The following is a 26577-nucleotide window of genomic DNA, read 5'->3' as shown; positions in this document are numbered from 1 at the left end:
TCGTTATTGTCTTACACACCGTCGGCGCATACGGGTTTTTTTGCAGGCTTGCATAAGCTGAGCAAGCTAACAATGCTGACAGACCAGAGGCGGCCAAATCAGTAAAGTGTGCTACCATCAAGTGTCAGAGCCAGAAAATGGCCGGCATTTGGGAGGAAACACAATGACTATGGCTTTGCCTGAAACACAGGCGAAATCCGTAGGCAGGTATGAAAAGAAGTCAGATACGAGCTTTCTTACGCGCCTGTCTTACGGAATTGGAGCGATCTCTTACGCAGTAAAAGATGGCGGTTTCAACTATTTTCTTTTGCTTTTCTACAGTCAGGTCGTCGGAGTTGATCCAAGACTTGTCGGATTCGCAATTCTGATTGCGCTAATCTTTGATGCAATTTCTGATCCGGTCGTCGGGTGGTGGTCAGATCGGATGAATTCGCCTCTTGGGCGGCGCCACCCCTTCATGTACGCAGCAGCATTACCGGTCGCGGCATCCTATTACTTTCTCTGGGTCCCGCCATCAGGTTGGTCAGATCAGTCTCTGTTCTGGTACATTCTGGGCCTGGCTATTCTGATCCGGACCTTTATCACCTTTTACGAAACGCCAAGCACGGCGCTCGGCTATGAACTGACGAGTGATTACGAAGAGCGGAGTACGCTGATCAGCTTCCGGTTCTTCTTCGGCTGGGTCGGCGGAAACGCCATGACGGTTTTCATGTTTCTGGTCATTTTCGCCAGCATGGCCAGCGAAGTCATACCGAACGGACAGTTCAATCCCGAATCCTACAGGATTTATGGTGTCATTGCGTCGCTGCTCATGTTCTCGGCGATCATGATCTCAGCCATTGGTACGCACCACCGGATCAAACATCTGACCAAGCCGAAGGCAGAGGCGAGATTGCCGCCGCTTGAAATCTTTCGGCAGGTTCGTGCGACTTTATGGGAGCGGTCCTTTCTCTCCCTGTTTGGTGCGGCCATGTTTGGTGCGGTTGCGACAGGACTCACGACCGCACTTGCCTTTTACTTCTATTCTTATTTCTGGGGCTTTTCGTCCGGTCAGACAGGCCTTCTGACCCTGGCTGTCTTTGGTTCGGCCGTCATCGGGACGCTACTTGCGCCTATTGCAACCCGACACATGGGAAAGAAGCGGGCCGCCATTCTCATTGGATCGATTGCGGTGATTGGCTCTCCGCTGCCCATCGTGTTGCGTCTGATCGGTGTGATGCCGGAAAATGGCAACCCGTTCGTGTTTTGGTTTGTGTTTTGCGCCAATCTCATTGATGTTGGCCTGATCATCTGCTTTCAGGTGCTCATTACATCCATGATGGCCGACCTGGTCGAACAGGATGAAGTGCGAAATCACCGCCGCTCGGAAGGTGTGTTCGCATCCGCCATGACCTTTGTGCGCAAAATGGTGCAGGGCCTGGGCCTCATGACCGCGACCCTTGTGCTGGTGGCTGCAGACTTCCCGACCGGTGCATCGCCGGATGAAGTGTCAGACGCTGCCCTTTTCCGCTTCGGACTATATTACGTGCCGACGGTCCTGCTGATCTGGGGCGGTATGATCTGCTGCATATTCTTCTATCGGCTCACGCGGGCCGGACATGAAAGAAATCTGGCAGAACTTGCTGCGAGGCGTGAAGAGGTCACCTGATCTGGATCAGGAGCCCATGCGGCTGGCGGAGCGTTTACGGCTCCGCTTGTCGACATACATGGCTTCGTCGCCCCGGTTGATCAGCGCTTCCGGGGCTTCACCGCGTTCCCATGCAACGACTCCAAAGGAGACGCCGAGGCTTAAAGCGTGGGGTTCGGTGCCGAAGACCATCTGCTCGATATCCTGGCGGAACATGTCAGCCTTCTGGCGCGCATCATCAAGGCTGGCATTGATCAGCAAGACAGCAAACTCGTCGCCGCCAAGTCGCCCGATCAGGTCCGATTCTCGGGTATGGGCGATCAGGACTTCGCCGAATTTCTTCAGCGCCAGATCGCCGGTGGAATGGCCGAAGCGATCATTAATGTCCTTGAAGTGGTCCAGATCCATATAGATCAGGCAGGCCCGGTTTTCATAGCGATAGCAGAAGGACAGCTGTCGTGAGAGTTCGCGGACAAAGGCCCGGCGATTATAGATCGGGATCAGCGGATCATGGTCGGCGACGCTCTGGGCGCGCTCAAGTTCAAGGTTCAGGTTCTGGATCGTTTCGACCAGTTTGCTCCGCTCGGAGACAAGGCCTGCAAGCACGCGAATTTGTGTGGCGTCGAGATCGTCATAGGTCCAGCCGGCGGATTGCAGCAAAGCATCGAGCTGGGTCTTGATCGGAAACGGGACAACGCTTGACGAACCAGCCGCTTTTTCCGAATCTGATTTCAGATCTGAATGCTTCGACATGGCCGTGCCGTCTCCGGTCCGCTGAGACATGAATAAATCCCTTTAATCGGTCTTCAGAATGCCGTCGAGACTTTAGCGGGGCGTTAATTTCGACATGAATGCGCTGAAAACGACTTCGAATACCGAACTATTTCTCCCTATCTCTTGCCACAGGGCGCGCTTTCAATAAATTGGCGCTTTGCCGGAAGAGACCGTAAATGACGAAATCCCCGAGCGTTGGCATCATTATGGGCAGCCAGTCTGACTGGCCGGTCCTGAGTAACGCCAAGGAAATCCTGGAAGAGCTTCAGATTCCTTATGAAGCACGGATCGTGTCTGCGCACCGTACCCCTGACCGCATGTTTACGTATGCAAAGGAAGCCGAAGCAAACGGTATTCAGGTGATTATTGCAGGCGCTGGCGGCGCGGCGCATCTTCCGGGCATGGTCGCGGCGCTGACACATTTGCCGGTTTTTGGCGTGCCAATGGAAAGCGCCACGCTGAAAGGGATGGATAGTCTCTTGTCCATCGTGCAGATGCCAAAAGGTGTCCCGGTCGGCACACTTGCTATTGGCAAGGCGGGTGCGATCAATGCAGCGCTTCTCGCAGCTTCGGTTGTCGCGTTGCAGGATGAGGGTGTATGTGAGCGCCTGAAAGCCTATCGGCAGGCACAGACAGATGCAGTGACGGACTTCCCGGTTGATCCATGAGACCACTTCCTATCGGTTCACGTATTGGCATTCTCGGTGATGGCCAGCTTGGGCGTATGCTCGGCTGTTCGGCGGCAATGCTCGGCTTTGATGTTGTGGTCATGGGTCCGAATGAAGACAGTCCGGCAGGCCGTATCGCCGCGCACAATATCTGCGCCGAATACACCGATAAGGATGCCCTCGCAGAACTGTCAGTTCGCTGCGATGTGATCACGCTGGAGTTCGAGAATGTTCCGGTTCCGGCTGTTCAGATGCTGACCGACATGGACGCCAAAGTGCATCCGGGAAAGAAGTCGCTCGAAGTCTGTCAGGATCGCCATCTGGAAAAGCAGTTCTCTCAAGGCTGCGGTGTGGAAACGGCTCGTTACTGGCTGATTGATTCTGCTGATACGCTGAATGCAGCGCTGGACGAACTTGACGGCCGCGGCATTCTCAAAACGCGCCGTGATGGATATGACGGACACGGACAGGTGCGCCTCTCGACCGGTGATGACGCTGGCGCAGCTTATGAAAAAATTGGCGAGGCTCCGGCCATTCTGGAAACGATGATCCCGTTTGCCGGTGAGATGTCAGTCGTGCTCGCGCGCAGCACCACGGGTGAGATTGTCGCCTTCGATCCGGCTGAGAACCATCACAAGAATGGCATTCTGCATCGCTCTATCGTGCCGGCACGTTTCCCGGCAGATGTGCAGCGCCGCGCCGTGGAAGCCGCGAGCCGGCTGATTGAGGCGCTCGGCCACATCGGTGTGCTGGCGGTGGAGTTCTTCGTTCTGGAAGATGGTGGCCTTTTGCTGAACGAGATGGCACCGCGCGTGCATAATTCCGGGCACTGGACGCCGGAAGCCTGTCTGACAGGTCAGTTCGAACAGCATATCCGTGCCATTGCAGGCTGGCCGCTTGGTCCGGTGACACGCCTGATGGATGTGGAAATGACCAATCTGCTCGGCGACGATATTGACGGCCATTTCGGCCTGCGAGGTCCTGGTGCCATGACGACTCTTTACGGCAAGCGCGATGCGCGCCCGGGCCGGAAAATGGGTCACGTCGTCAAGCGCTTAAACCCCTGACGCCGCCATCTCTTCGGTATAGTCGAGCGGTGCCCAGCCGCGTTCGCGAAACCATTTCGTGATGATGTATTTCTCGCCGCGCCGTGGCTTCATGCCATGGTGCAGTGTGTAGGGGTTCGGTTCGCCTTCCGGGGTGAGATTATTCCAGATGACGGCCATGCCCTGTTTCGGACGGAACAGCTTTTCCAGACGCGGGAAACGCGTTGCACCGCCTTCCGGTGTGGAGTTCAGATACACCATGAAGGTCCAGGTGCGTTGACCACGCTCAGCCGTGTTCGGCAGGTACTCCGCTGTTCTTGGCTCGAAATAGTCCGTGTGCGATTTGAACTCCTGTCCGACGAGATATTTCTGTCCCTGATTGGGCTCGGAATAGCTCCAGTGTATGCCCAGAGCTGCAGAGATTTTACGGTCGAGATCAAACACAAATGGATCGGAAAGCTCTCCGAGGTCGCAAGTTGAGGATGTTCGGACATTTGCATCGCCGCGCGTGTCGGTGACGGTGGAGGGACGCAAGTGTCCTTCAATCAGCTGAATCGTCTTGTCGCATTCAGCGGCGGTCAGGAAATCAGCCCAGGTGAAGACTTGTGCCTTGCGGGTAGCAAGCTTTTTTACACCAGGGGTTTGTCCGACCCGCTTTGTGATCGCGCAATTGGCAAAGGCATCATGGCTGGCTGCGCGAACCTCTGTGCCAAAAGCCGGGCCGAGCGCTTTTTCGATATAGGCCTGCTCAATGCCGGATCTGGACATCTGCTCTGCCAGAGAGGCCGGGCTGAGCCCTCTGTGCAGATTGGTTTTACACCAGTTGCTCCATTCGGTGAGCTGGCTCTGTGTCAGTGGCATGCCGCAAATTCCAAACCGTAGGTGTCAGGCCCTTGGCTACACGTTTTGCGAGCGGTTGAACAGCGTCTGAAATCCGTGACATTTCACCGCCTGATGGACCTTTTGCGAAAGGATATTCCATCCTATCTGGACAAAAGGCTGCCTTCTTGGAAGAAGAGCGCTTCAATTCATAAAATAAGTGAAGATGAAAATGACTGGTAAGACGCTGTACGACAAAATCTGGGATGCCCACCTCGTAGACGAGACCCCGGATGGCGACGCGCTTCTATTCATTGACCTTCATCTGATCCACGAAGTGACAACCCCACAGGCGTTTGCGGGCCTGCATGCGAACAATCGTCCAGTGCGTCGGCCAGACCTCACCCTGGCTGTGGCTGACCACAATACACCCACGCAAAATCAGGCGGCGGGTATTGAGGGCGTCACGGACCCGGAAGCCCGCAATCAGCTCGAAACACTGTCGCGAAATGTAAAGCGCCATGGGATCGAGTTTTTTCCGATGGGCGATCTGCGCAATGGCATTGTGCATGTGGTTGGCCCGGAGCAGGGGCGCACCCAGCCGGGCATGACCATTGTCTGCGGTGACAGTCACACATCCACGCATGGCGCGTTTGGTTCACTTGCGCATGGCATTGGCACGTCAGAGGTTGAGCACGTTCTGGCCACGCAGACGCTCCGTGCCCGCAAGATGAAGAATATGGCTGTGAAAGTTTCCGGCAAGCTGCCGGAAGGCGTGACAGCGAAGGATCTTGGTCTGCATCTGATTTCCATCATCGGTACAGCGGGCGGCACAGGCCATGTCATTGAATATATGGGTGAAGCGATTGAGGCGCTCGACATGGAAGGGCGTATGACGCTCTGCAATCTGTCGATTGAGGGCGGCGCACGCGCCGGACTTGTCGCGCCGGATGAAACCACGTTCGATTATATGAAAGGCCGTCCGGCTGCGCCAAAGGCAGGCGCCTGGGAAATGGCGGTCAGTCATTGGAAAACGCTTTACTCTGACAGGGATGCTCAGTGGGACGAAGTGATCGAAATCAAGGGTGAAGAGGTGCCGCCTACGGTGACCTGGGGCACCAGTCCGGAACAGGCCCTGCCATTGAGCGCGACCGTGCCTGTGCCTGAAGAGATCGAGGACCCGGTCAAGCGTGAAGCGGCCAAGCGGGCCATTCAGTATATGGGCCTGACGCCGGGCGAAGCGATTGCCGAGCTCAAGGTTGATCGCGTATTTATTGGCTCCTGCACCAATTCCCGCCTCGAAGACCTGCGCGCAGCCGCGAAGGAAATTGAAGGCCATAAGGTTGCAGACGGTGTACGTGCCATGATCGTGCCGGGCTCTGGTCTGGTGCGTGCTCAGGCGGAAGCTGAAGGCCTCGACAAGATTTTTACCGATGCTGGTTGTGAATGGCGTGAGCCGGGCTGTTCCATGTGCCTCGGCATGAACCCGGACACGCTCGAGCCGGGTGAGCGTTGCGCATCGACGTCAAACCGAAATTTCGAAGGTCGTCAGGGCCGTGATGGTCGTACGCACCTTGTGAGCCCGCGTATTGCTGCACGTGCTGCGATCTCTGGCACGCTGGGTGGCAAGGTCGCTGTACTCGTCAACTAACGGGTCTTTCGGCTGGTAAAAGGGGCATAGTTCCATCACCACACGCGATTGTGTAGTGTTTGTGTCGCGTCTTGACCGAGTTGCATCTACAAAGTTGATTTGACATGACAATATAGGGGGTCGCGAAAACTTGTTTGGAGCGGGACCAGATGTCTGCCACGAAAACCATTTTGCTGATCGATGACGATGCCGACCTGCGCGGGGCATTGAAAGATCAGTTCGAGCTGTATGAAACCTTCTCGATTGTGGAGGCAGAAAACGCGTGTGACGGGATTACACAGGCCAAGTCAGGCCGGGTGGATCTGATCCTGCTGGATGTCGACCTGCCGGATATGGATGGTCGCGATGCCTGCAAGCTGATGCGACGTGACGGTGTGCGCTCACCCATCATCATGCTGACCGCACAGACCACTGATGCGGACACCATTCTGGGGCTCGATTCCGGCGCGAATGACTATGTCACCAAGCCGTTCAAGTTTTCGGTGCTGCTCGCCCGTGTTCGCGCGCATCTGCGCAGTTTTGAGCAGAGCGAGGATGCCGTCTTTCAGGTTGGGCCTTATGAGTTTCGTCCAAGCACGAAAATGCTCACCGACAGCGAAGGACGCAAAGTGCGTCTGACGGAAAAAGAGACGAATATTCTGAAATATCTCTATCGTTCCAGCGGTCAGGCTGTTGCGCGGGAAGAGCTGCTCAGCGAGGTCTGGGGCTATAACGCGGCCGTCACAACACACACGCTGGAAACGCATGTGTATCGTCTGCGTCAGAAAATCGAACCAGATCCGGCCAATTCACGTTTGCTGTTGACCGAGACCGGAGGTTATCGCCTCCAAGTGTAATGCCAGGAGCCGATCTTGCCCGTCAGTAACCGCCTGCCAGTGACCTATATGCTTATCGGGATCAATGTTCTGATCTCGATGTTTGCCTTCTATAGCCCGGCCTTCTTCGAAGCGATGCTGTTTCAGGTAGGTCCTGTTCGCGACGGTGAGATCTATCGGCTCCTGACAGCAGGTTTTCTGCATGCCGACCTGATGCACCTGCTGTTCAATATGTTCACGCTGTTCTTTTTCGGGCCGGTGCTGGAAAGTGATCGGCTGATGGGGCGTACGCGGTTCCTGATTATCTATTTTGCAGCCTTGCTAGCTGGCAATCTGTGGGCGTTGTTTGCCAACTTCAACGAGCCATTCTATGCGGCGGTTGGTGCTTCCGGTGCGATATCCGGCGTGATGATCGCCGTTAGCCTTTTTGTGCCGTTCATGATGATCTTCTTCTTTGGGATCATTCCGGTGCCAGCGATCCTGTTTGCCGTTCTTTATATCGGCTATTCGGCATTTGCGATGGGAGCTGCAAATTCAACCATCGGGCATGAGGCCCATCTTGGTGGCGCAATTGCCGGATTGGTGCTCACGCTTGTCATGTTCCCCGGGGTGCCGAGGCATCTGGTCCGCCAGTTCAGGCAAAAGTTCTTTCGACGGTGACAGTCGTCGCTTCATGTCTTGGCGTGCCAATATTTTTTGAAAATCCTGAGTTGAGCAATTGTTGTTGTGTCCGTAGAAAGGGTGCAGGCAAGGCTGGGATTTGGCATGCGGTTTCTGATTTTTGGACTCTTCTCACTCTGTCTTTCTGCGCACGCCTCTGGCGCTATTGATCGCGATACGGTGCGCTTTTTTCCCACGGACAATGGAGACATGAACTGGGCGGCTGCTGCACAACAAGCGGCGGCATGCACAGATGATCCCACGGGCCCTGGTGCCTTGTACGACGCTTCAATTGTTTTGCTCAGGACCGGAAATACTGCGCAGGCAGAGCAATGCGTGGAGGCCCTCAATGAATTGGCAGATGAGTCGTATCGTGAGGAGGCGGCGCTTATTTCAGCATTGATCGATTTGCTCCAGGCGTCCGGAAGTGAAACGGATCGCGCTGTCACCAAAGCGGTCGATGCGTTCACAGTCAGCGCTCGCGCTGGAGATCCTGTGGACTGGACCATGGGGACATTGGTCGAGATGCTTTATGTGGTTTCAACGCAGTCTCTGGATCAGGGGACTTTGGCGCAAACCTACCAGCTCGCCCAGCTCGCCTCACCATCTTTGAAGCCAGCCGATCAGCATGCCTGGTTGACGACACTGGGGTTAAGATTGCTCAACGTTCAGCTTGTCGAACGCAATTTCGAAGATGTCTCTGGCTGGGAGCAGACCTTCGAAGTGATCGGCCATAATCTTGGCGCATGGAGCAAGATCTGTGATCAGCGTCAGGAGTGCGGCGATGTGCAGTCCCTTTTCTATAAGTACACTGTCTTTGCAGCAAAATTGCGAGCCAAGCAGCTCACTGAAGGTATGGAAGCATCACGGTTTCCGATGGTCTCAATTCCGCGATTTCTCACAACATTTGATCAGCAATGTCGTCTAGATATCGGCCCGAAGTCTCCGAATTTCTATTGGCCGAAACGTTTCACGGTCATCGGGTCAGCTGGCGTCTTGGTGAAACTGGATGTGCTGCCCAATGGAAGAGTGTCTCTTCTGGAAATCGTTGATGCCACGCCTATGTGGAGCGACGAACAGGACATGTTCAAAGCGTATAAGAATGTCTTCCGCGATTGGCGAGCAACCGTTTTGAATGGCGACACTGTGCCAGCCTGCCGTGAGGGCGGGGAAACGATCTATCCGGTTTCTATTTACCTCAGGCCGGGCCCTCACAACTAAGTCTGACTCTGATCAGCCTCTGCTGAAGGTCATTTGAACTGGTGCGTGGTCGGATGGCTTTTCGCCGCCGCGTTCTTCTTTGTAGATCTTGTAGCTGCCCGAAATGGCCTTTGGCTCAGCTGCTGGATTGGCCCAGATATGATCGAGTCGTCGCCCGCGATTGGACGCTTCCCAGTCACGCGCGCGATAACTCCACCAGGTGTAAAGCTTCTCTTCTGGTGGATGTTCGCGGCGCGCCAGATCGCAGAAGGCGCCGGCGTCGATGATGCGCGCCATCGCGTCAGTCTCCACCGGTGTGTGGCTGACAACCTTCAGAAGTTGCTTGTGTGACCAGACATCATGCTCCTGTGGTGCGATGTTGAGGTCGCCGACAACGATCAGCGGTGTGTCGCGATCATAGGCGCCATAGACCTTTTCCATGCGCTCGAGGAAATCGAGCTTGTGCGCGAATTTATCGTTGATCTCTGGATCGGGCTCATCTCCGCCAGCCGGCAGATAAATGTTGTGCAACTCAAAGCCGCCGACCTTGCAGGCTGCAATCCGGGCATGGCCGAGACCGCAGAACTCGGGTGGCTCGACAGGCTCGATCGGAATACGGGAAATCGTTGCAACGCCGTGCAGTCCTTTCTGGCCGACCACCTGAAAATACGGATAACCCGCATCGGTGAAAACCGAGCTTGGGAATTGCGCTTCCCGGCATTTGATTTCCTGCAGACACAGCACGTCTGGCTGATGGCGGTTCAGAAAATCAACGACGCGCGGCGCGCGCAGGCGAACGGAATTGATGTTCCAGGATACAACAGAAAGAGTCGACATGGACCTAGCTGTGCCTGTGCGCGTCTCTTCTGGCAAGGGGAGAAATGAAGCGCCCGGATCAGGGGGTGCTGATCCGGGCGTTCTGGCTTTTGCGCCGAGCCGGGAGGGGAAAAATCCGGCCGCGACCAGCTTGCGGGGGGACAACGCTTTGTGGCTGATCGCTTATGTGTCCAATATGCCACGGAAAAGAAAAAAGACAAATAAAAAATATGTTAGGTCTTTGGCGTGTCGAAAAAAGCACGCTTTCGGTATTGGTCCTTTTCTTGCGAAAACAAGGGCATGACACAGATCGTAGCAGCGAGCCGTGCCAGCCTGGCACAAGGATATTCAAAATTTTCTCGTGAGAAGCGAGAAAAGCTCTCCTTTGAGCGCGAAGCTAGCCAGGCAGGCGAAACCCACTCACGCGGAAACCGACGCATGGGTGATCGCCGTGGCGCCGACCGGCGTACCTCTGGTCGACGTGCCAGCGATCAGCATCATCGCCAGGAGGCTTCAAGCTGGTGCTCCGCGCAGTTCGGCGCGCACCTGCTTGGTCAGGTTGAAGCGGCACCATCTGTCACGCAACAGCAGGTGCGCTCTGCATATCGCAAGCCTTTTGGGGCGATGCGGGCGCGTGGAGATGTGGCGTGACCCATATGTCTGGCGAACTGCTTCTGACTGAGCGTGTTGATCTTGCGGTTCCGTCCCAAAAGCGACATTGGGCATCGCGTGTCGGCTGGCTGAGCTTTGATCTGTCGATCTTTGCTGCGCTCATTCTCTTTCTTGGATAAGAAAAACCCGCACGCGAATGCATGCGGGGCCGTCATTCTTGTCGCTATTACTGGCGCCGGTCGCGAAGGTTAGTTGAACCCTTCGCCGACAGCAAAGTCACGTCGCGCTGAGACAATTGTCACGACCACGCCGGCAAGCACATCCAGCAGCGTCATCATGGTCAGGATGAAAAAGGCGGATGTCGCGAAATTCTTGAACAATAGAAATTCGACCAGGCAGACGATGAACAGGATCATCGAAACGGCATGGTTCAGAATGGTCGCTGTGCCTGTGCTGGTGGACTTCAGGATTTCAACGAACAGGAAAAGCAGGCTGATCAGGATTAGAATATCGCTGCCATCCATAGTCCAGCTTGCGCCGGATACCATTGGAACGGAAACGATCGGCGCCGCCAGTGTCGAGGCGAGTGCAGGCGCGGTCGTCGCGGCTTCTCCGGCCACAAGGTCCGGCCCCTTGTTGAAGACAAAAGCCATGAGATTGTACACCACCACCGGAATGGTCAGGAGTGGAAAGACACTGAATATTCCCATCATAGGACCTCGTCCCCGTCGTTTGTTCTGGCCTCTTGTGGCCTGGCGACGCTTGCGCTCTTCCAGTCTTGCTGCGGCCAGCCCCGGCCCCATCACGCCAAATCCACTCATCGCGTTGTGCCCCCTGCTCAGCGCTGGATGGACGTCCCGGCGCGCGTAAGCGTCAACGTCATCGCAATCATAAAGTCGGAATTAACGAACTTCGTCAACGCCGCCGGGCAGTCTGCGACGCTTGCAGAGCCAGATGACGCCGCGCATGTCAGCCCAGGCGACGGAAAGGCGGCCGAAATTCGTGTATTTCGAAACACCATGAATCCGGCCGCGATGGTTTACATCGATATATTCTGTGTTGAAGCCATCCGCTTTGACCAATGCCGGCATATAGCGGTGCATATGGTCGAAATAGGGGAGGCGAACAAAGACGTCGCGCTTGAGGACCTTGATTCCGCAGCCCGTATCATCGCAGCCATCATTCAGCAGCTTCTGACGAATTCGATTGGCGTATTTGGATCCAAACCGTTTCCAGGCTGAATCCTGTCGGCTGGCGCGTCGCCCCATCACCATGGCAAGATCGGCTGGCGCATCAGCGCGCGTAAGCTTGCGATAGAGTGCAGGCAGGTCTGCGGGATCGTTTTGGCCATCGCCATCCAGAGTTCCGACAATCGGTGCCCGTGCTGCCATCATGCCAGTGTGGATGGCGCGGCTTTGCCCGGCATTTTTGCGATGCGTCAGAATGCGTAGCTGAGGAAGTTCGGCGCGCGCCTCAATCAACTCGTCCAGCGTGTTGTCGGTGCTGCAGTCATTCACAAAAATCAGCTCGAATGCACGACCTTCCAAAGCGGTTGCGATTTCACGCGCAAGGTTGGCCGCATTACCGGATTCATTATGAACTGGCACAACAATGCTGAGCTCGACTGCTTCAGACACGCGATTCTCCATCACTTTTTCACCGCCCCCTCTTACAGAAGGTCTTTCAAACATGCGAGAGGGAGATAAGAGAAAGCACAGCCGATGTATCGGCTTTTTCGAATAAGGATCGAACCGATGGAGCAAACCTCCATGCTGGATCAGTGGACCAGAGGCATTCGCGCTTATGTGCTCTTGTTTCTGCTGACGTTTGTGACCGCGGCGCCTGGCGTCTTTACCATGCCGGCACTTGATCGTGACGAGTCCCGTTTCGCGCAGGCATCCAAGCAGATGCTGGAGACGGGCGACTACATCAAGATCCGCTATCAGGATGAAGAGCGTAACAAGAAGCCAGCCGGTATCCACTGGTTACAGTCGGCAACGACGGCGATCTTTTCTTCGAAGGAAGCCAAGCAGATCTGGAGCTATCGTCTTCCGTCCTTTATCGGCGGCGCGCTGGCCGCTTGCGCCCTGTTCTGGGGCGGTATTCCCCTGATTGGCAGGCGAGCTGCCTTTATAGGTGCGGCCTTGTTCGGAACGGGCATCCTTCTGACCAGTGAGGCCCATATATCAAAAACAGATGGCGTTCTGGTCGCCATAACAACACTGGGCGTGGCGGCGCTGATCCATATGCGCGCCGGTACGTATCGACTGAAGCCGCTCGCGATCTTGTTCTGGTTTGCCATGGGCTTCGGTTTCCTGATCAAAGGGCCCGTGACTCCGATGGTCGCCTTCCTGGCGCTCGTTGGCGCAGCGCTATGGCAGCGAAGGGGCTGGCAATGGATGGTAGGGCTGTCAGCGGGGCTGATCCTTGTCTTTATCGACAACTATATTGATTTCGGCGCCGCAGATCAGATCGTTGGTTACGCCATCAAGGCAATGGGTGTGCTCGTACTGGTCGGCGTTGGTCTTCGGTTTGTGCTGGATGAGCGCAGGGAAGACTGGTTCAAGGCGTTGATCTGGTGGCCCGGCCCCTTGCTCTGGGTCGCAATGGTTTTACCCTGGTTTCTCTGGATTCAACTGGCAACCGATGGTGACTTTTTCCGGGGCGCTGTTGGCAAGGATCTGAAAGACAAGGTTGTTGGAGCTTCAGAAGGTCATGGTGGGCCGCCTGGCTATCATCTTGCCCATCTTCTGATTCACTTCTTCCCTGCGACGCTTTTCCTCATACCGGGCATCGCGCTGACGATAAAAGGCATCGTCTCCAAATCTCGCAATGCCTCTGCACTGATTTTCCTTGCGAGCTGGGCCATTCCAACCTGGATCGTTTTCGAATTTCTGCCAACAAAGCTCAGCCATTATGTGCTGCCGGCATATCCGGCGCTCGCGCTTCTTTGTGGTTATGCCGTGGTGCAACTCATGGACCGTGGGCGCGCGCCGATAAGCCGGTGGGCATCGCTCGTTTTCTTTCTGCTTGGTGGTGCGGCTCTGCTCATCTTTACCTCACCGATTGCGTCTGCGCTGTTGCGCGCAGATGCTGCGTCAGACTTTAAAACGGTCAATGGGGGAGAGGTTCTGGTCACATGGACAGAACAAACGCCTGAAATATGGTGGAGCCTTATTCCAGGAGCCGTCTGCCTGTTGGGCGTTTTTGTCTGTTCGATCGGGCGAAAGGTCGGATTGGCAATCGTCTTCGCTTTGCTTTCAAGTCTGACACTTGGCTGGCATACCCGGATCAGTTTCCTGCCCAATCAGACATGGGTTCAGGCGACGACCACTGCGCGTGAAGCGCTTGAAGATGTTTGCGGATTGCCGAGCCAGACGGATTGTGAGGCACCGAGCGAAACGGGTGTTCAGGCAATTGGCTTCGCCGAGCCAAGTTTTGTGTTCACCACAGGCACAGGCGTAAAAATCAGCCCTTATTCGTCGACCGAGCTTTTGCCAGCAAGTGAAGAGCCGGTCATGGTGTTTCTGCTAAATCTGGAAGACAGGGATGTGAGCGACGCCGATATAGAGGACATTCGTCGTCAGGCTGAAGCGCAGGGGCGATGCGTGACACAGAGCGCTCCGCACTATGCCTTTAACTACTCGAATGGCGACCCTGTCCATTTTATTGCTGTCCGTGTTGATCAGGGAGGCTGTGCTTCATGACGCGCCGCATTGATATTGTTGAAGTTGGGCCGCGTGATGGTCTTCAGAACGACCCTGCTGACCTTTCGGTGGAGCAGAAGCTGGAGTTTATTGAGCGGCTGCGCGCATGTGGTGTGAAGCGGATGGAAGCAGGTAGTTTCGTCTCGCCGCGCGCTGTTCCCAAAATGGCTGACAGTCCGGCGGTTTTTGAGGGCGTGCCTCGAAAAGCCGGAACGCAATACATCGCATTGGCGCTTAACGAAAAAGGTGTTCGCCGCGCCATTGAGGCCGGTGCGGATGAAATCAATTTCGTGTTGGTTGCCGGAGAGGCCTTTGGTCGACGCAATCAGGGGATGAGCCCACAAGAGAGCGCCGATTTGCTGACGCAGTGCGCGCCCTTGGTGCATGAAGCCGGGATTTCACTCACAGCAACGATTGGTGTCGCCTTTGGCGATCCTTTCAGCGGCGATATTCCTGACGGCGTGGTTGGTGGTCTTGCCGCTCAGGCACAACGCGCAGGTGTTGGAGAACTCGCTATTGCTGACACGATTGGCGTGGCTGATCCGTGGTTAGTTGAAAAGCGACTCGAGGAAGTTCGCCTTTATGCGCCGGATGTTTTCATGCGCGTGCATTTTCACAACACGCGCAATACCGGGCTTGCGAATGTTGCTGCGGCGGTCCGTAATGACGTTGATGTCATTGATGCGAGCTGTGGGGGCATTGGGGGGTGTCCGTTCGCACCGAACGCGACCGGAAATGTGGCGACTGAAGATGTTGTCTATATGCTGGAGCGCGCCGGCTTTGAAACCGGGATTGATCTATCGGCGATGATTGAAACGGCGCGCTGGCTGGAGAAAGCACTCGGCCACGATGTGCCGTCAGGATTGCTTCGCGCGGGATCGTTTCCGAAACCTGCGGCTCAGTGAGCCGCGTAGTTGGTTGAATGCACGGATCACAGTCGATCTGCCTATCAGCACGAATGCGAAGGCATACAGGCTCGCGCCTGCGAAAAATGTCTCCAGAGGTGAGGCGGAATAGATGCGGAAATACCGCGAGAGTCCCTTCGCCTTGTGCCATTCGACGAAATTGGCTGATACGGCAGAGGTCGACCCGTAATGAAGCGCGCCGCCATGCGGTGTATATATGACCTGACCACCTGCAATCGCGATCCGTCGGCACAGATCGATGTCCTCGACGTGTAGGAAATATCCTTCATCGAAGCCGTCAACCGTCCAGAAGTCATGGGCGGAGATGTAGCAGAGCGCGCCGGACACAACCGGCATTGGAACCGGTCCGGATGGCTCGGGATCGTTCTCGCGGTGGAGGTCACGGAACACTTTCAGTGGAATGATTTTCTCCAGCCGGGAAAGGCCGGTAAACGTCGTGATCGCACGAGGCAGGGTCAGCAATTCACGCCGACCACCGCGCTGTTCCTTGCCGCTCGCGTAATAGAGCTTGCCGCCGACCAGGCAGGGCTCTGCGCCCGCGTTGCGCGCGGCTTCGAGCTTTGGAAGCGATCCATAGCGCAAGACAGCATCCGGATTGATGATCAGCAGACGATCGCATTCTGCAGCGCGTGCACCCATGTTGACGCCGGCGCCGAAGCCGATGTTTCCGTGTCCGGTTATTAGTTCATACCGGCGTTGACCGGACTTCTTTTTGAAGTTGCGGAGCCAGTTCAGATCTTTGTCTGTATTACCATTGTTCACAACGATGATCTCTGTGATGCCATCCTCGGCGCACAGAGCGTGTAGGCATTCTTTCAGGGCCGGCCCGGAATAAAAGGTCACGACGATCGCTGAGATCGTCGGCAGCGGCTGCTCTACTTGCGTCATTCCGGACTTTTAACCTTAGGCAGAAGCTTGGAGAGCGCGAGCACACCCGTTGCCAGAAACAATACACCAGCCCAGTAGGCGTCATTCCAGACGCTGTAGGACATGGCGGCATACACCAGAGAGCCGCCCCATAAGCAAGCCCCGGGTATGAGAACTTGTGGATTATTTACATCAGAGCGTGCAAAACGTTCACCAAGCAGAATTGTAAAAGCACTCAGGAGCAGCACACCGACGAGACCGGTCTCGGCCCAGATCTGAAGCGGCGCATTGTGTGGATGCCCCGGTACGATCGGATACTGCACGACCGTACCATTTACGATGAAATCAGTCGTCTCTTTCCATTGTTTGGAAGCTTCAACGCCCCAGCCGAGTAGCCATTTTTCCTGAACTTTGTCGATCACAAATTCATAACTGAAGAGGCGAGACGCGTATGATAACGGGATCGAATCCTGATCCATTTTCGCGGCAGTATCGATGATGAGATCCATAGCGAAGGGCATTGTTAAGATCACGACTGCTGTGCCGTATCCGAGCAAGCGGAAGATCGAACGCCCCATCAGGCGTGTGAGGCTGGCAACTGCAATGATGACGGCAAACGCGACAATGGCAGCCTGGCCGTCCACCCGCGCGGCATAGACGATACAAATGGCGCTGGCCACCAGCACGGAAAACAGGCGGAGGGAGAGCTTTTCGCGCGGGATCAGGAAAAACAGGAGTGGGAGCGCCAGGATCGCCATATTGACGGAGCGGATCATGTTCTGGCCGATATTGAAGTCGTCGCTGAAGCTGAAAAAGCTGCGAAACACATCGAAGGCCAGCACGGCCGAAAGAAAGACCAGCATCTGCAGGCCAATGGTGATCGGCCCAACCGAACGAACACGGCGATAGAATTTGTCATCGACAGAATAAAGCCGCCAGAAGCCCAGCATGCAAAGCAGGCTGACCAGCGTGATCCGTAGTCCCGGAGAGTCGACGGCATAGTTCTCATTGGCGGGGTCGATGGTGATCCAGCTTCCGGTCGAATAGGGCGACCAGAGCGCGGTTGCGACGCACCAGGCCAGAAAAACCAGAAAGGCCAGTACATCAAGTGGTACTGGCCATCTCAGATCAGCAAGTTTCGGCAAGGCCAGCAGGCCAATGAGCGACATGACGGGCGAAAAGCCTTGCGCGCCCATGCTCATAACCAGACACCAAAGCCCCCAGGCGATGAGCCAGAACCATGCCGACATGAATACCCCTATCCGCTTCGATCCTTAAAGCCATACGACCGAGCAGGATTATGCTGCAAGGTCATATAGCTCTTTTTTCTCAGCGAATTACGCCTTTGCAAGGTCAGGTGGCAGAGCCTCCTGTCCAAGGCGCGCCTTCGTTTCGTCGAGAGGCAGAATTTCCTGATTCTTCGTGCCGAACTGGCGCAGTGCAACGGTGCGCTCTTCCGCTTCCCGCTTGCCGACTACGGCAATGTACGGGATTTTCTGATGCGAGTGCTCGCGGATCTTGTAGTTGATCTTCTCATTGCGAAGGTCGATTTCAACGCGCAGGCCTTTCGCTTCGAGTTCAGCCTTTACTTCGCGGGCATAATCGTTCGATTCATCCGAGATCGGCGCGACAACCACCTGCGTCGGTGCCAGCCACATTGGGAAAGCGCCAGCGCAGTTCTCGATCAGAATACCGATAAAGCGTTCCAGCGATCCGAGGATCGCACGGTGCAGCATGACCGGCTTGTGCTTGTTGCCATCTTCACCAACATATTCGGCATTCAGACGATCCGGCAGCACATAGTCGAGCTGGATCGTGCCGCACGTCCATTCGCGGCCGATGGCATCCTTGACGATGAAGTCGAGCTTCGGAGCGTAAAACGCGCCATCACCTTCTGCGATCACAGGCTCAACACCGGCCTTGCGCGCCGCGTTCAGCATTTGTGTTTCTGCCTTGTCCCAGAACTCATCCGAGCCAGCACGTGTCTCGGGACGCGTCGCCAGATTGATGTGATGCGTTTCAAGACCGAAATCGGCATGGATGGATTTTGCCAACGTGATGAATTTCGCTGTCTCATCTTCAATCTGATCTTCGCGACAGAAAATGTGCGCATCATCCTGTGTGAAGGCGCGAACGCGCATCAGACCGTGCAGAGCGCCCGATGGCTCATAGCGGTGACAGGCGCCGAATTCAGCCATGCGCAGCGGCAGATCACGATAGGACTTCTGGCCCTGTTTGAAGATCTGAACGTGGCCCGGGCAGTTCATTGGCTTCAGCGAGAGCGTTTCGTCCTCGGCCGTTTCAGCGATGAACATATTTTCGCGATATTTGTCCCAGTGACCAGACTGTTCCCAGAATTTGCGGTCGAGCACTTGCGGCGTCCGCACTTCTTCATAGTCTTCTGCGTCCAGGCGGCGACGGACATAACCTTCGACGGCATGCCAGAGTGTCAGGCCTTTTTTGTGCCAGAACACCATGCCGCGACCTTCTTCCTGCATATGGAAAAGATCCAGTTCGCGGCCAAGCTTGCGGTGGTCACGTTTTTCGGCTTCTTCCAGACGGTGCAAATGGGCCTTGAGATCTTTCTCATTCGCCCAGGCTGTCCCGTACATGCGCTGAAGCATTTCATTGTTTGAATCGCCGCGCCAATAAGCACCGGCAAGCTTCATCAGCTTGAATGCTTTCGGCAATTTGCCTGTGGATGGCAGGTGCGGACCACGGCAGAGATCTGACCACTGATCGTCATGGGCATACAGTGTGATCGGCTCACCCGGCGGGATGATGTCGTCAATGATCTGCGCTTTGTATTTCTCGCCAATGCCCTTGAAGTGCGCGATGGCATCTTCCTTTTTCCAGACCTGACGTTCAATCGGCAGATCACGGTCGACGATCTCAGCCATTTTGGCTTCGATCTTCTCAAAGTCATCGGAAGAGAAAGGTTCTTCGCGGGCAAAGTCGTAATAAAAGCCGTCTTCGATCACCGGGCCAATCGTGACCTGCGTGCCGGGATAAAGCTCCTGAACAGCCTGTGCGAGCACGTGGGCCGCATCGTGTCGGATCAGCTCCAGGGCTTCCGGATCGCGATCAGTGACTATTGCCACCTCTGCGTCGCCTTCCAGCGGGCGGTTCAGATCCCACAGCTCACCATTTACCTTGGCGGCCAGGGCTTTCTTGGCCAGTGATTTTGAAATGGAAGCGGCAACATCCATCGCGGATGCGCCTTCTTCAAATTCTTTTTTCGCGCCATCCGGCAGCGTAACTTCAAGCATATCTCTGCTCTCTCAAATCCTGTTGAGGTTCTTTAGCTGAACTTGTCTGCAAAACCACCCCCTGCGTTGAGATCAATTGATCACCGCAAGGTTTTCTCGCGCCCCGGCCTGCAGCTCTGATGACGACCGAGACGCGCTTTAAGTTCGGGTTGTGGTGGTGGTTGGCGTTATGAAGCGCCAGCCCGGCTTCTCATCCGGAACCGGGTCATAGCCTTGTGTGCCGCCTGGACGACAGCGCAACAGACGACCTGCGCCAAGGCGCGCGCCTGTCAGAAAGCCATGGCGGGACCAGGCTTCCGCGGCATACTCCGAGCAGGTGGGTTCATGACGGCAGCGCACACCACAGGCATAGAGCGCCGCAGAAAGCGTCGCCTTATAGCCGATCAGCAAGGCCCGGGGTGCGGGCGAGATATGCGCGTATTTCTTCATCATGAACCGCTCCCTTAACAGATAAGGATTGCAAAGTCATGAGAGAAGGCGCCCGACAACCATCTGGACAGGCTGCGATTTTTCCGTTCACTTCGTCATGGTGGAAAGAAGCGGGGGATGACATGCAAAAATTACTGATGGCGGTTGCGCCCGTCTTGTGCCTGTCCTTGCTGGCAGGCTGTGAGACGACGGTGCCCGATCCTGCCAAGCCCGTGGTCACCGGAGATGCGTGTGGGGAGGAGGACCTTCCCTTACTTTTCTGGCTGGATCCGCCCTCCAGGGAAGCTGGTGAGCGTCTGTCGCTTTATCCCTACGCGTCTGCCTATCCCGGCATGATGGAGGAAAGACCAGGCGGTTGTATCGGCAAGATTGATATCATGCCAGAAGAGGCTCTGGTTACTGTGGAGCGTTTGGAAGATGGCACGCCGTATTTCGTAATCGACGAGGCTGCAGAACCACGGACGATACGCTTTGAAGCCGAATTCAACGGTGAGCGCTCCATATACGGCGAATTCAACATTGTTGATCCTGTCGCTACACCGCTTGTCGGCTATTGGGCGCAGCGCCCGGAAGAGGGGGAGTGCGTTCCTGAGAGCATTATTCGGGAGCTGAGCTTTTTCGGTGATGGCCGGTTCTCGCTTACCTGGCAGCCATTTGAAGCCTATCGCGACTATTGGGGCGATTATACCTATGATGCCAGCTCCGGCATGCTCACCTTTGATATCAAGGGGAATAACTTTATCCCGGAGGATCGGCAGGATGGCGTGGTGCGACTGGAAGGCGATACGCTGACGTTTGTGGATGCCAATCCGGGTACGAAGCCGGGCGTTCCGGCCTGCTCTGTGCCCTTTACCCGGAAGCGATAGACGCTTCGATCCAGCGCCAGACATCTTCTGGCGTGTCCAGACGATAGGTCGCGCTCGTCTCGCCGGCGCCGATGCGAACAGACCAGCCACCGAGCTGGTTGACGGTCTCAATGGCGTCTTCATCGGTGGCATCGTCGCCGACCATGATAGGGATCCTGTTCTGAAATGGACTGAGGGTCATCAGGGTCTCGATGCAGCGCCCCTTATGTGCCTGATAGGGTTTTGCCTCGAAGACGAGTTTGCCCTGTTGCAGTGAGTAATCATCAAAACCGCTTACGGCTTGCGTCATGGCTTCGAGAAGCACGGCTCTGGCATCAGGCGCATGTCGGTAGTGCAGGGCGATGACCTGGCCTTTGACCTCGACTTCTGCGCCGGTGTGATCGCCCGCAATCTGCCGAACAGCCTGCAAAAGTGCATGGGGCGCCGGCGCTGGTGGGTGGTCGGGAACATGATCCGGCAGACAGTATTCCAGCCCGTGACTTCCAGCGCGCCAGACATCTTTTGGGACACGCTGGCTGAGGTTTCTGACATCGCGCCCGCTGATAATGCAGAGACCCTCATCAAGATGTTGAAACAGCGTCCGGAGCGTATTTAAGCGTCTTTCTGGCAGAAAAACCTGTGCGGCATGACTTTCAAAGCCCACGAGCGTGCCATCATAATCAAGAAAGACGGCGTGTTCGCGCGACAGAAGAGGCGGCACGGCAGGCATGATCAATCCGCTTGAGCGGGCTCTGCGCTGGGGGTATCGCGTTTGGCGATTGCGTCTTCAATCGCTGCGACGCCGGCTTCAAAAGCGAGCATGGTCGACATGTGGCGTTGCGGATAGTCGGCGACACCTTCGAGATGGCGCAATTCCCAGAAACGACCGGAAGGCGGAGTGCCGCCGGTTTTCAGCATGGCCTTCAACTGGTCACGCGCTTCGATAACGTCCGAAACCTCTGCGCCAACGCCTTCGCGGGCCAGAATGCTAAGTGCGGCGGCGCCCAGCGCGCAGGCACGTGATTGCACGGCAATTTCGGTGATCTGCTGGCCATCTTCGGACAGATTGACCTCAACTTCGATTTCAGACCCACAGACACGGCTTACCTTGTGAGCCTTGCCATCCGGCGCATCGAGATGACCGATATTCGGGATATCAGCGGCCAGTTCCAGTACGCGGTTATGATAGAGATCGCCTGCCATGACGCAGAAATGGCACTGCCCATGTCTTTCAGCAAGAGGGTGGTTTGCATTGTCTTCAACGTGAGGCTGGTCTTTTGCGAAAGAACGCGGTTAGCTGCGCAAAACACTAGACGTCAGGGAGGATTTAAAGATGAGACATTTGTTGCTCACATGTGCGGCGGCGAGCCTGTTTGGGCTGGCTCATGCACAGGAGGCCGAAGCGCCCGCAGTTGAGACACCCGCAGAGGCGACGAGCGAAGCGACCGACTGGACGCAATCCAGATGGGGCGAGGATGACCGTCTCGGTGCGGTGAACATTCTGACACCGGAGAAAACACTGGCGGCCTCTAAGCTGATTACCACCGGCAAGACCTATGCGCTGGCGCAGGTGACGGGACGGGAATCGGCGGCTTACCCGCCGCGCTCCTATGATGTGGTCGTTCTGCAGCCCTCCGATGGATCAGGCGCAGCGCTTGGCGCCAATAAGGCGACCGGAAATGATGACATTGTGCGCACCTATGTCGGCATTGGCAGTCAGATTGACGGGCTTGGTCATATGGGCATTGATCACCGCTACTATAACGGCGTGCATGTCAGCGATTTCGTCACAACAGCGGGCCTAACGCAGTTCGGCACTCAGGATATTCCACCGATTGCGACACGCGGCATTCTGCTCGACATGACTAAGGTGTTCGGTGAAAGCCCGTTACCGGATGGTACAGCGTTCAACCGCGCGGAGATTGATGAGGCACTTGGCGCTGCAGGGCTGACAATCGAACCAGGCGATGTTGTCATTTTCCACACGGGCAAAATGGCTGCCAGCGAAGGACAGCCTTTCAATCCTGCCGAACCGGGCCTTGGTGTCGAAGGCGCTGAGTATCTCGCCAGTCTGGGCGTCGTCGCGATTGGTGCTGACTCCATCGCACTGGAAGTCATTCCGTTTGAGGACGAGACCCGTCCATATGAAGTGCACCAGACCCTGCTCGCCAAGCATGGTATCTATATTCTGGAGAATATGGTCACCGATGAACTGGCCAGTGATGGCGTGACGGAATTTTTCTTTTCGCTGGGTGTTCCGCGTCTGCAGGGCACCGTCCAGGCCATGATTAATCCGGTGGCAATCCGTTAGGCGAAATTGAAACGAAAAGCTGTCCGCTTTGCCACATTCTCTTCGCTTTTCACGCCTAGCCTCGGCGTGAGAAGCGAGGTCGATCATGAGAAAACTGGCACTCATCACCGGTGCGTCAGCGGGTATCGGATCTGAATTTGCCCGCCTGTATGCTGCGCGCGGCCATGATCTGATGCTGACGGCGCGTCGTCAGGATCGTCTTGAAAAGCTCGCGAGCGAACTTGAGATTACCTATGACGTGAAAGTCGGCGTGATGCCGGTTGACCTGACACGGTCATCGTCTGTGTCGCGCATTCTCAAACGGATTGGCGATGATGGACGGCATGTGGACGTGCTGGTCAACAATGCCGGGTACACCCTTCCGGGCAATTTCATGGACTGGACGTGGGACGACCATAAGGACTTTCTGCAGGTTATGCTGACGGTGCCGACCGAGCTCTGTCACAATCTTTTGGGCGGTATGCGCGATCGTGGCTATGGCCGGGTGATCAATGTTGCATCGCTCGTGTCTTTTGTGCCGGGATCGAAAGGGCATACGCTTTATGCGCCTGTGAAGGCGGCCCTGATGCGGCTCTCCGAATCGCTCAATTCCGAAATGCGCGACAGCGGTGTTCACATCACTGCGCTTTGTCCGGGGCTCACACACACCGAATTTCACGCGGCCAATCATATGGCGGAGCAGGTGAGCCGTGTGCCGAATTTCATGTGGCAGCCTGTCGAGGATGTTGTCGAGGCGGGCTTTCATGCCGTGGAGGCCAATCGGCCGGTCGTCGTACCGGGCAGCGTGAACAAAATGATCGCAGCCCTGATGCAGGTGCTGCCCGGGCCGGTCACGCGTGGGCTGATGATAGAGCAGTCACGTCATTTCAGGTCGGGACACCATCAGGCGGCCTGACGCTTACCCAGAGTAACCCACAAGAATACTGGGGGTAATTTGTCTCATGTTCAGTCCGAAGCATTTGTTTTAGCAGGTCCTAAAATGCGTGGGTGGGTTCTGGCGCACGCATGCTTAAGAGGACTGTTCAAATGAAAACACTTCAAACCCTTGTGCTCGCCCTGGGGCTCAGCGCGGTTGCGACGCCAGCCATGGCTGACATCGATGGTGAGAAGGTCGCGCGCAAATGCAGCAGCTGCCACACATTCGATGATGGTGGTCGCAATCTGACCGGGCCGAATCTGTTCGGAATCATTGGCCGCGAGGCCGGGTCGAAAGACGACTTCCCACGTTACAGTAAATCGATGAAATCCTTGGGTGAAGGCGGCTTTGTCTGGACCGAAGACAAGATCAAGGAATATGTCCAGGATCCGACAACCTTCCTGCGGGCGGAAACAGGCGATGCGAAAGCGCGCGGTCTGATGAGCTTCAAGTTGACCAAGGAAGATGAAATCGAAGCGATAGCGGCCTATCTGGCAACGCTGAAATAACAAAAAGCCGGGAAGAGATGTACGGTCTCTTCCCGGCTTTTCGAATGGCGTTCTGCCTTATTATTCTTCGAGTGCTGCTTCGGCTTTTTCGTCGACCAGTTCGCGCTCTTTCGCTTTACGCTTTTTGAACTCAGCTGCGATCTTGCCGTTCTTGTCTTCGCCAATGGACTCTTTCGCACATGGGAAGATGTCCTGCTCTTCCTCATCAATGTGGTGCTCATAGTCATGGCGCAGCTTTTTGAAGCGTGTCAGCCAGCCTGGTGAGCTCATATCCATTTCGTCGAGCTCCTGCATGAGCTCATCGAGTTCATGGTGCTCGGCGACTGAGTGACGGGCGTGTGGCTGTCCGCTTTCGGTCTCGATCATCGGACCATAAAAGGTTTCTTCTTCGGCTGCCGCATGACCACCGACGTCGTAGAAAAACTGTTTCCAGAGCGAGCGGCGCTCTTCAGTGTCGCCTGACGTTTCGCTCAGTTTTTTCAGAAGCTCGCGGTGTTTGTCATGATCCTGTTTCAGCGTCTCATAAATCGTTGTCATCGCCATTCCTTCCTAAATGCAGTCACGCAATCAGAACGATCTGGCAGGTGCCGGGTTCCCAAAAATGAGTCTCTTCAACGATCAGAGCTGAAGCAGGTTGTCCGCTTCAGATGGGTCCGGCGCGAGCCCTTTTCCCGGTGCGCCCAGAAGCGACCAATGCAGGCCCTCGGGGCGATAATCGAGGATCACGTCGCCGCCGAATGCCGACCGGCACATGCGTTCGATCACCACCGTACCAAACCCCTTATGGTCAGGTGGGGTAACAGGCGGCCCGCCGGATTCCGTCCAGGACAAGGACAGCTGATCGCCTTTCTCACTGCCTGAAGGTACCAGTTCCCATTTGATGTGAACTTCGCCGCTGTCATTCGAAAGCGCGCCATATTTTCCGGCGTTGGTGGAAAGCTCATGGAGCACCATGCCAAGGGTTTGCGCACTGGCCGCGTCGATATTCACTGACTTGCCATCAATGTGGATACGCTCATCCATCAGGTCTTCCAGATGGCCAAGCTGAGAGCGAATGAGCGAGCGAATACTGGCGCCTTTCCAGCCCTCTTCCAACAGCAGGCCCTGACTGGCGGAGAGTGAGCGGATGCGGCTGCTGAATGCTTTTAAAAAGGCTTCATTGCCGCCCTTGCTGGTCTGACGCGCAATGCCCTGAACCAGGGCCAGCATGTTCTTGGAGCGGTGATTGACCTCATGCATCAGAAATTTGATCTGCTCCTGACGCTCTTTTTCTTCTGTGATGTCGGTATTGGTGCCGAACCAGCGCAGAATACGGCCATTCTTGTCGCGGATCGGATGCGCGCGTGACAGGAACCAGCGAAACTCGCCATCCTTTCCGCGCAGCGGGAAGGTGTCTTCCCAGTCTTCGCCTGTGTCCCAGCTATGCTGGATACGCTCGGCGACGTCGTCGACGAAGTCAGGATGGTGGACCTTTTTCCAGCCCCAGCCTTCCATGTCTTCCAGCGTGGTGCCGGTATAGTCGAACCACCGCTTGTTATACCAGAAGATCCAGCCGGTTTCGTCGGCCATCCAGGCGAGCTGGGAAATATTGTCGGCTAGGGTCTGGAAGCGTGTTTCGCTTTCCAGAATGCGTCGACGAGCTTCAATATCCGGTGTGCTGTCGCGTGCGATTTTTGATGCGCCGATGACGGCGCCGGTGTCGTCGCGAATGGGTGAGATCGTGACGGTGATCGGCACTTCCCGGCCCGATTTGTGCAGCCGGAAGGTTTCAAAATGCGGGACCTGCTCATTGCGATGGATCGCCGCGAGGATTTCGTCCTCTTCGTGCTGGAGCCGTTCAGGAACGAGCTTACGAATGGACGTGCCGACCATTTCCTCTTCGGTATAACCGAAAATGCGCTGAGCCGCCGGATTCCAGCTGGTGATGATGCCGTCTAAAGTCTTGCTGATAATCGCATCATTCGATGACTGGATAATTGCCTTAAGCCACGCATCCGGCGCACCGGCTCTGGAGAACACCATTTTCCATCCCATCCCATTGAGGCGCAAACACGCAAAGTCCGCCTGAGCGCGCCTCCCACGCTAGGTTAGCTGAAAATAACCAAGTCAC

The 26577-nt window shown here is 55.8% G+C and carries 28 protein-coding genes; 15 read left to right on the top strand and 13 right to left on the bottom strand.

What is annotated here, in order from left to right; genetic code table 11:
* Positions 1 to 163 precede the first annotated feature (163 nt).
* On the top strand, positions 164 to 1648 hold the full coding sequence (locus ACFQDM_RS06170; RefSeq protein WP_377376868.1) for an MFS transporter: 1485 nt from the start codon (positions 164 to 166) through the stop codon (positions 1646 to 1648).
* Between the two features lie 6 nt (positions 1649 to 1654).
* Here ACFQDM_RS06170 and ACFQDM_RS06165 read toward each other — a convergent pair whose 3' ends face one another.
* The gene (locus ACFQDM_RS06165) at positions 1655 to 2410 is read right to left on the bottom strand and encodes a GGDEF domain-containing protein (protein WP_377376866.1); all 756 of its coding nucleotides are present in this window, start codon (positions 2408 to 2410) and stop codon (positions 1655 to 1657) included.
* Positions 2411 to 2577: 167 nt separating this feature from the next.
* Here ACFQDM_RS06165 and purE point away from each other — a divergent pair, with 167 nt between their 5' ends.
* Positions 2578 to 3069: a 5-(carboxyamino)imidazole ribonucleotide mutase gene (gene purE / locus ACFQDM_RS06160; RefSeq protein ID WP_377376863.1), complete on the top strand. Its 492-nt coding sequence runs from the start codon at positions 2578 to 2580 to the stop codon at positions 3067 to 3069.
* Positions 3066 to 4136, top strand: a complete 1071-nt coding sequence (locus tag ACFQDM_RS06155) for a 5-(carboxyamino)imidazole ribonucleotide synthase (RefSeq protein WP_377376861.1) — start codon at positions 3066 to 3068, stop codon at positions 4134 to 4136. Before purE ends, ACFQDM_RS06155 begins: the two co-directional genes overlap by 4 nt.
* On the opposite strand, the gene ACFQDM_RS06150 is transcribed toward ACFQDM_RS06155, so the two are convergent.
* Positions 4125 to 4976, bottom strand: a complete 852-nt coding sequence (locus tag ACFQDM_RS06150; RefSeq protein ID WP_377376858.1) for a prolyl hydroxylase family protein — start codon at positions 4974 to 4976, stop codon at positions 4125 to 4127. The genes ACFQDM_RS06155 and ACFQDM_RS06150 overlap by 12 nt on opposite strands.
* 190 nt (positions 4977 to 5166) lie before the next feature.
* Here ACFQDM_RS06150 and leuC point away from each other — a divergent pair, with 190 nt between their 5' ends.
* The 4 genes from leuC to ACFQDM_RS06130 all read left to right on the top strand — a co-directional run bounded on the left by leuC (position 5167) and on the right by ACFQDM_RS06130 (position 9281).
* A complete protein-coding gene (gene leuC, locus ACFQDM_RS06145; protein ID WP_377376855.1) occupies positions 5167 to 6585 on the top strand; it encodes a 3-isopropylmalate dehydratase large subunit in 1419 nt (472 codons plus the stop codon).
* Between the two features lie 149 nt (positions 6586 to 6734).
* On the top strand, positions 6735 to 7421 hold the full coding sequence (locus ACFQDM_RS06140; protein WP_377376852.1) for a response regulator transcription factor: 687 nt from the start codon (positions 6735 to 6737) through the stop codon (positions 7419 to 7421).
* Positions 7422 to 7436: 15 nt separating this feature from the next.
* Positions 7437 to 8060, top strand: a complete 624-nt coding sequence (locus ACFQDM_RS06135) for a rhomboid family intramembrane serine protease (protein WP_377376850.1) — start codon at positions 7437 to 7439, stop codon at positions 8058 to 8060.
* A gap of 105 nt (positions 8061 to 8165) precedes the next feature.
* Positions 8166 to 9281 carry a hypothetical protein gene (locus ACFQDM_RS06130; RefSeq protein WP_377376848.1) on the top strand — a complete coding sequence of 372 codons (1116 nt, stop codon included), beginning with the start codon at positions 8166 to 8168 and terminating at the stop codon, positions 9279 to 9281.
* Between the two features lie 12 nt (positions 9282 to 9293).
* Here the strand turns inward: ACFQDM_RS06130 and xth are convergent, their stop codons facing one another.
* Positions 9294 to 10097: an exodeoxyribonuclease III gene (xth, locus tag ACFQDM_RS06125; protein WP_377376845.1), complete on the bottom strand. Its 804-nt coding sequence runs from the start codon at positions 10095 to 10097 to the stop codon at positions 9294 to 9296.
* Positions 10098 to 10376: 279 nt separating this feature from the next.
* On the opposite strand from xth, the gene ACFQDM_RS06120 reads away from it, so the two are divergent.
* Together ACFQDM_RS06120 and ACFQDM_RS06115 are read left to right on the top strand one after the other, a co-directional pair.
* The gene (locus tag ACFQDM_RS06120) at positions 10377 to 10727 is read left to right on the top strand and encodes a hypothetical protein (RefSeq protein ID WP_377376842.1); all 351 of its coding nucleotides are present in this window, start codon (positions 10377 to 10379) and stop codon (positions 10725 to 10727) included.
* Entirely contained in the window at positions 10724 to 10867 is a 144-nt protein-coding gene (locus ACFQDM_RS06115; protein ID WP_377376839.1) for a hypothetical protein, read from the top strand. The genes ACFQDM_RS06120 and ACFQDM_RS06115 overlap by 4 nt, the downstream gene beginning before the upstream one ends.
* A 69-nt stretch (positions 10868 to 10936) precedes the next feature.
* On the opposite strand, the gene ACFQDM_RS06110 is transcribed toward ACFQDM_RS06115, so the two are convergent.
* Positions 10937 to 11509 (bottom strand): hypothetical protein, encoded by a 573-nt coding sequence (locus ACFQDM_RS06110; protein ID WP_377376836.1) that lies wholly within the window; start codon positions 11507 to 11509, stop codon positions 10937 to 10939.
* 81 nt (positions 11510 to 11590) lie between these two features.
* Complete coding sequence (locus ACFQDM_RS06105; RefSeq protein WP_377377119.1) at positions 11591 to 12337, bottom strand: glycosyltransferase family 2 protein; 747 nt, start codon at positions 12335 to 12337, stop codon at positions 11591 to 11593.
* 120 nt (positions 12338 to 12457) lie between these two features.
* Between ACFQDM_RS06105 and ACFQDM_RS06100 the strand changes: the two genes are divergently transcribed.
* Positions 12458 to 14395, top strand: coding sequence for an ArnT family glycosyltransferase (locus tag ACFQDM_RS06100; protein ID WP_377376833.1), 1938 nt, complete (start codon positions 12458 to 12460; stop codon positions 14393 to 14395).
* Positions 14392 to 15300, top strand: a complete 909-nt coding sequence (locus ACFQDM_RS06095; protein WP_377376830.1) for a hydroxymethylglutaryl-CoA lyase — start codon at positions 14392 to 14394, stop codon at positions 15298 to 15300. The genes ACFQDM_RS06100 and ACFQDM_RS06095 overlap by 4 nt, the downstream gene beginning before the upstream one ends.
* Here the strand turns inward: ACFQDM_RS06095 and ACFQDM_RS06090 are convergent.
* From ACFQDM_RS06090 to yidD, 4 genes are all read right to left on the bottom strand, one after another.
* Entirely contained in the window at positions 15253 to 16209 is a 957-nt protein-coding gene (locus ACFQDM_RS06090) for a glycosyltransferase family 2 protein (protein WP_377376828.1), read from the bottom strand. The two genes, ACFQDM_RS06095 and ACFQDM_RS06090, sit on opposite strands and share 48 nt — an antisense overlap.
* On the bottom strand, positions 16206 to 17438 hold the full coding sequence (locus ACFQDM_RS06085) for an O-antigen ligase family protein (protein ID WP_377376825.1): 1233 nt from the start codon (positions 17436 to 17438) through the stop codon (positions 16206 to 16208). Before ACFQDM_RS06085 ends, ACFQDM_RS06090 begins: the two co-directional genes overlap by 4 nt.
* 87 nt (positions 17439 to 17525) lie before the next feature.
* Positions 17526 to 19457, bottom strand: coding sequence for a threonine--tRNA ligase (gene thrS, locus ACFQDM_RS06080; RefSeq protein WP_377376822.1), 1932 nt, complete (start codon positions 19455 to 19457; stop codon positions 17526 to 17528).
* 138 nt (positions 19458 to 19595) lie between these two features.
* Positions 19596 to 19889, bottom strand: coding sequence for a membrane protein insertion efficiency factor YidD (gene yidD / locus ACFQDM_RS06075; protein WP_377376819.1), 294 nt, complete (start codon positions 19887 to 19889; stop codon positions 19596 to 19598).
* A gap of 119 nt (positions 19890 to 20008) precedes the next feature.
* Between yidD and ACFQDM_RS06070 the strand changes: the two genes are divergently transcribed.
* Entirely contained in the window at positions 20009 to 20752 is a 744-nt protein-coding gene (locus tag ACFQDM_RS06070) for a hypothetical protein (RefSeq protein WP_377376817.1), read from the top strand.
* On the opposite strand, the gene otsB is transcribed toward ACFQDM_RS06070, so the two are convergent.
* Both otsB and ACFQDM_RS06060 read right to left on the bottom strand, forming a co-directional pair.
* Positions 20736 to 21461 (bottom strand): trehalose-phosphatase, encoded by a 726-nt coding sequence (otsB, locus tag ACFQDM_RS06065; RefSeq protein ID WP_377377116.1) that lies wholly within the window; start codon positions 21459 to 21461, stop codon positions 20736 to 20738. The two genes, ACFQDM_RS06070 and otsB, sit on opposite strands and share 17 nt — an antisense overlap.
* A 2-nt stretch (positions 21462 to 21463) precedes the next feature.
* Positions 21464 to 21934: an iron-sulfur cluster assembly scaffold protein gene (locus ACFQDM_RS06060; RefSeq protein ID WP_377376814.1), complete on the bottom strand. Its 471-nt coding sequence runs from the start codon at positions 21932 to 21934 to the stop codon at positions 21464 to 21466.
* A 130-nt stretch (positions 21935 to 22064) separates the two neighbouring features.
* Between ACFQDM_RS06060 and ACFQDM_RS06055 the strand changes: the two genes are divergently transcribed.
* The 3 genes from ACFQDM_RS06055 (at position 22065) to ACFQDM_RS06045 (ending at position 24467) form a co-directional block, all read left to right on the top strand.
* A complete protein-coding gene (locus ACFQDM_RS06055; RefSeq protein ID WP_377376812.1) occupies positions 22065 to 23042 on the top strand; it encodes a cyclase family protein in 978 nt (325 codons plus the stop codon).
* Positions 23043 to 23127: 85 nt separating this feature from the next.
* Positions 23128 to 23937 carry an SDR family NAD(P)-dependent oxidoreductase gene (locus ACFQDM_RS06050; RefSeq protein WP_377376809.1) on the top strand — a complete coding sequence of 270 codons (810 nt, stop codon included), beginning with the start codon at positions 23128 to 23130 and terminating at the stop codon, positions 23935 to 23937.
* Positions 23938 to 24068: 131 nt separating this feature from the next.
* The gene (locus tag ACFQDM_RS06045; protein ID WP_377376806.1) at positions 24069 to 24467 is read left to right on the top strand and encodes a c-type cytochrome; all 399 of its coding nucleotides are present in this window, start codon (positions 24069 to 24071) and stop codon (positions 24465 to 24467) included.
* Between the two features lie 60 nt (positions 24468 to 24527).
* Here ACFQDM_RS06045 and ACFQDM_RS06040 read toward each other — a convergent pair whose 3' ends face one another.
* Both ACFQDM_RS06040 and ACFQDM_RS06035 read right to left on the bottom strand, forming a co-directional pair.
* The gene (locus ACFQDM_RS06040) at positions 24528 to 25004 is read right to left on the bottom strand and encodes a hemerythrin domain-containing protein (protein WP_377376803.1); all 477 of its coding nucleotides are present in this window, start codon (positions 25002 to 25004) and stop codon (positions 24528 to 24530) included.
* An 81-nt stretch (positions 25005 to 25085) separates the two neighbouring features.
* The gene (locus tag ACFQDM_RS06035; protein WP_377376800.1) at positions 25086 to 26489 is read right to left on the bottom strand and encodes a sensor histidine kinase; all 1404 of its coding nucleotides are present in this window, start codon (positions 26487 to 26489) and stop codon (positions 25086 to 25088) included.
* Between the last annotated feature and the right edge of the window lie 88 nt (positions 26490 to 26577).

Origin of the sequence: Ponticaulis profundi (assembly GCF_042659465.1) — a bacterium.
Taxonomy (GTDB): domain Bacteria; phylum Pseudomonadota; class Alphaproteobacteria; order Caulobacterales; family Hyphomonadaceae; genus Ponticaulis; species Ponticaulis profundi.
Note: the sequence above shows the minus strand (reverse complement) of the source record. Positions and strands in the feature narration are given on the sequence as shown.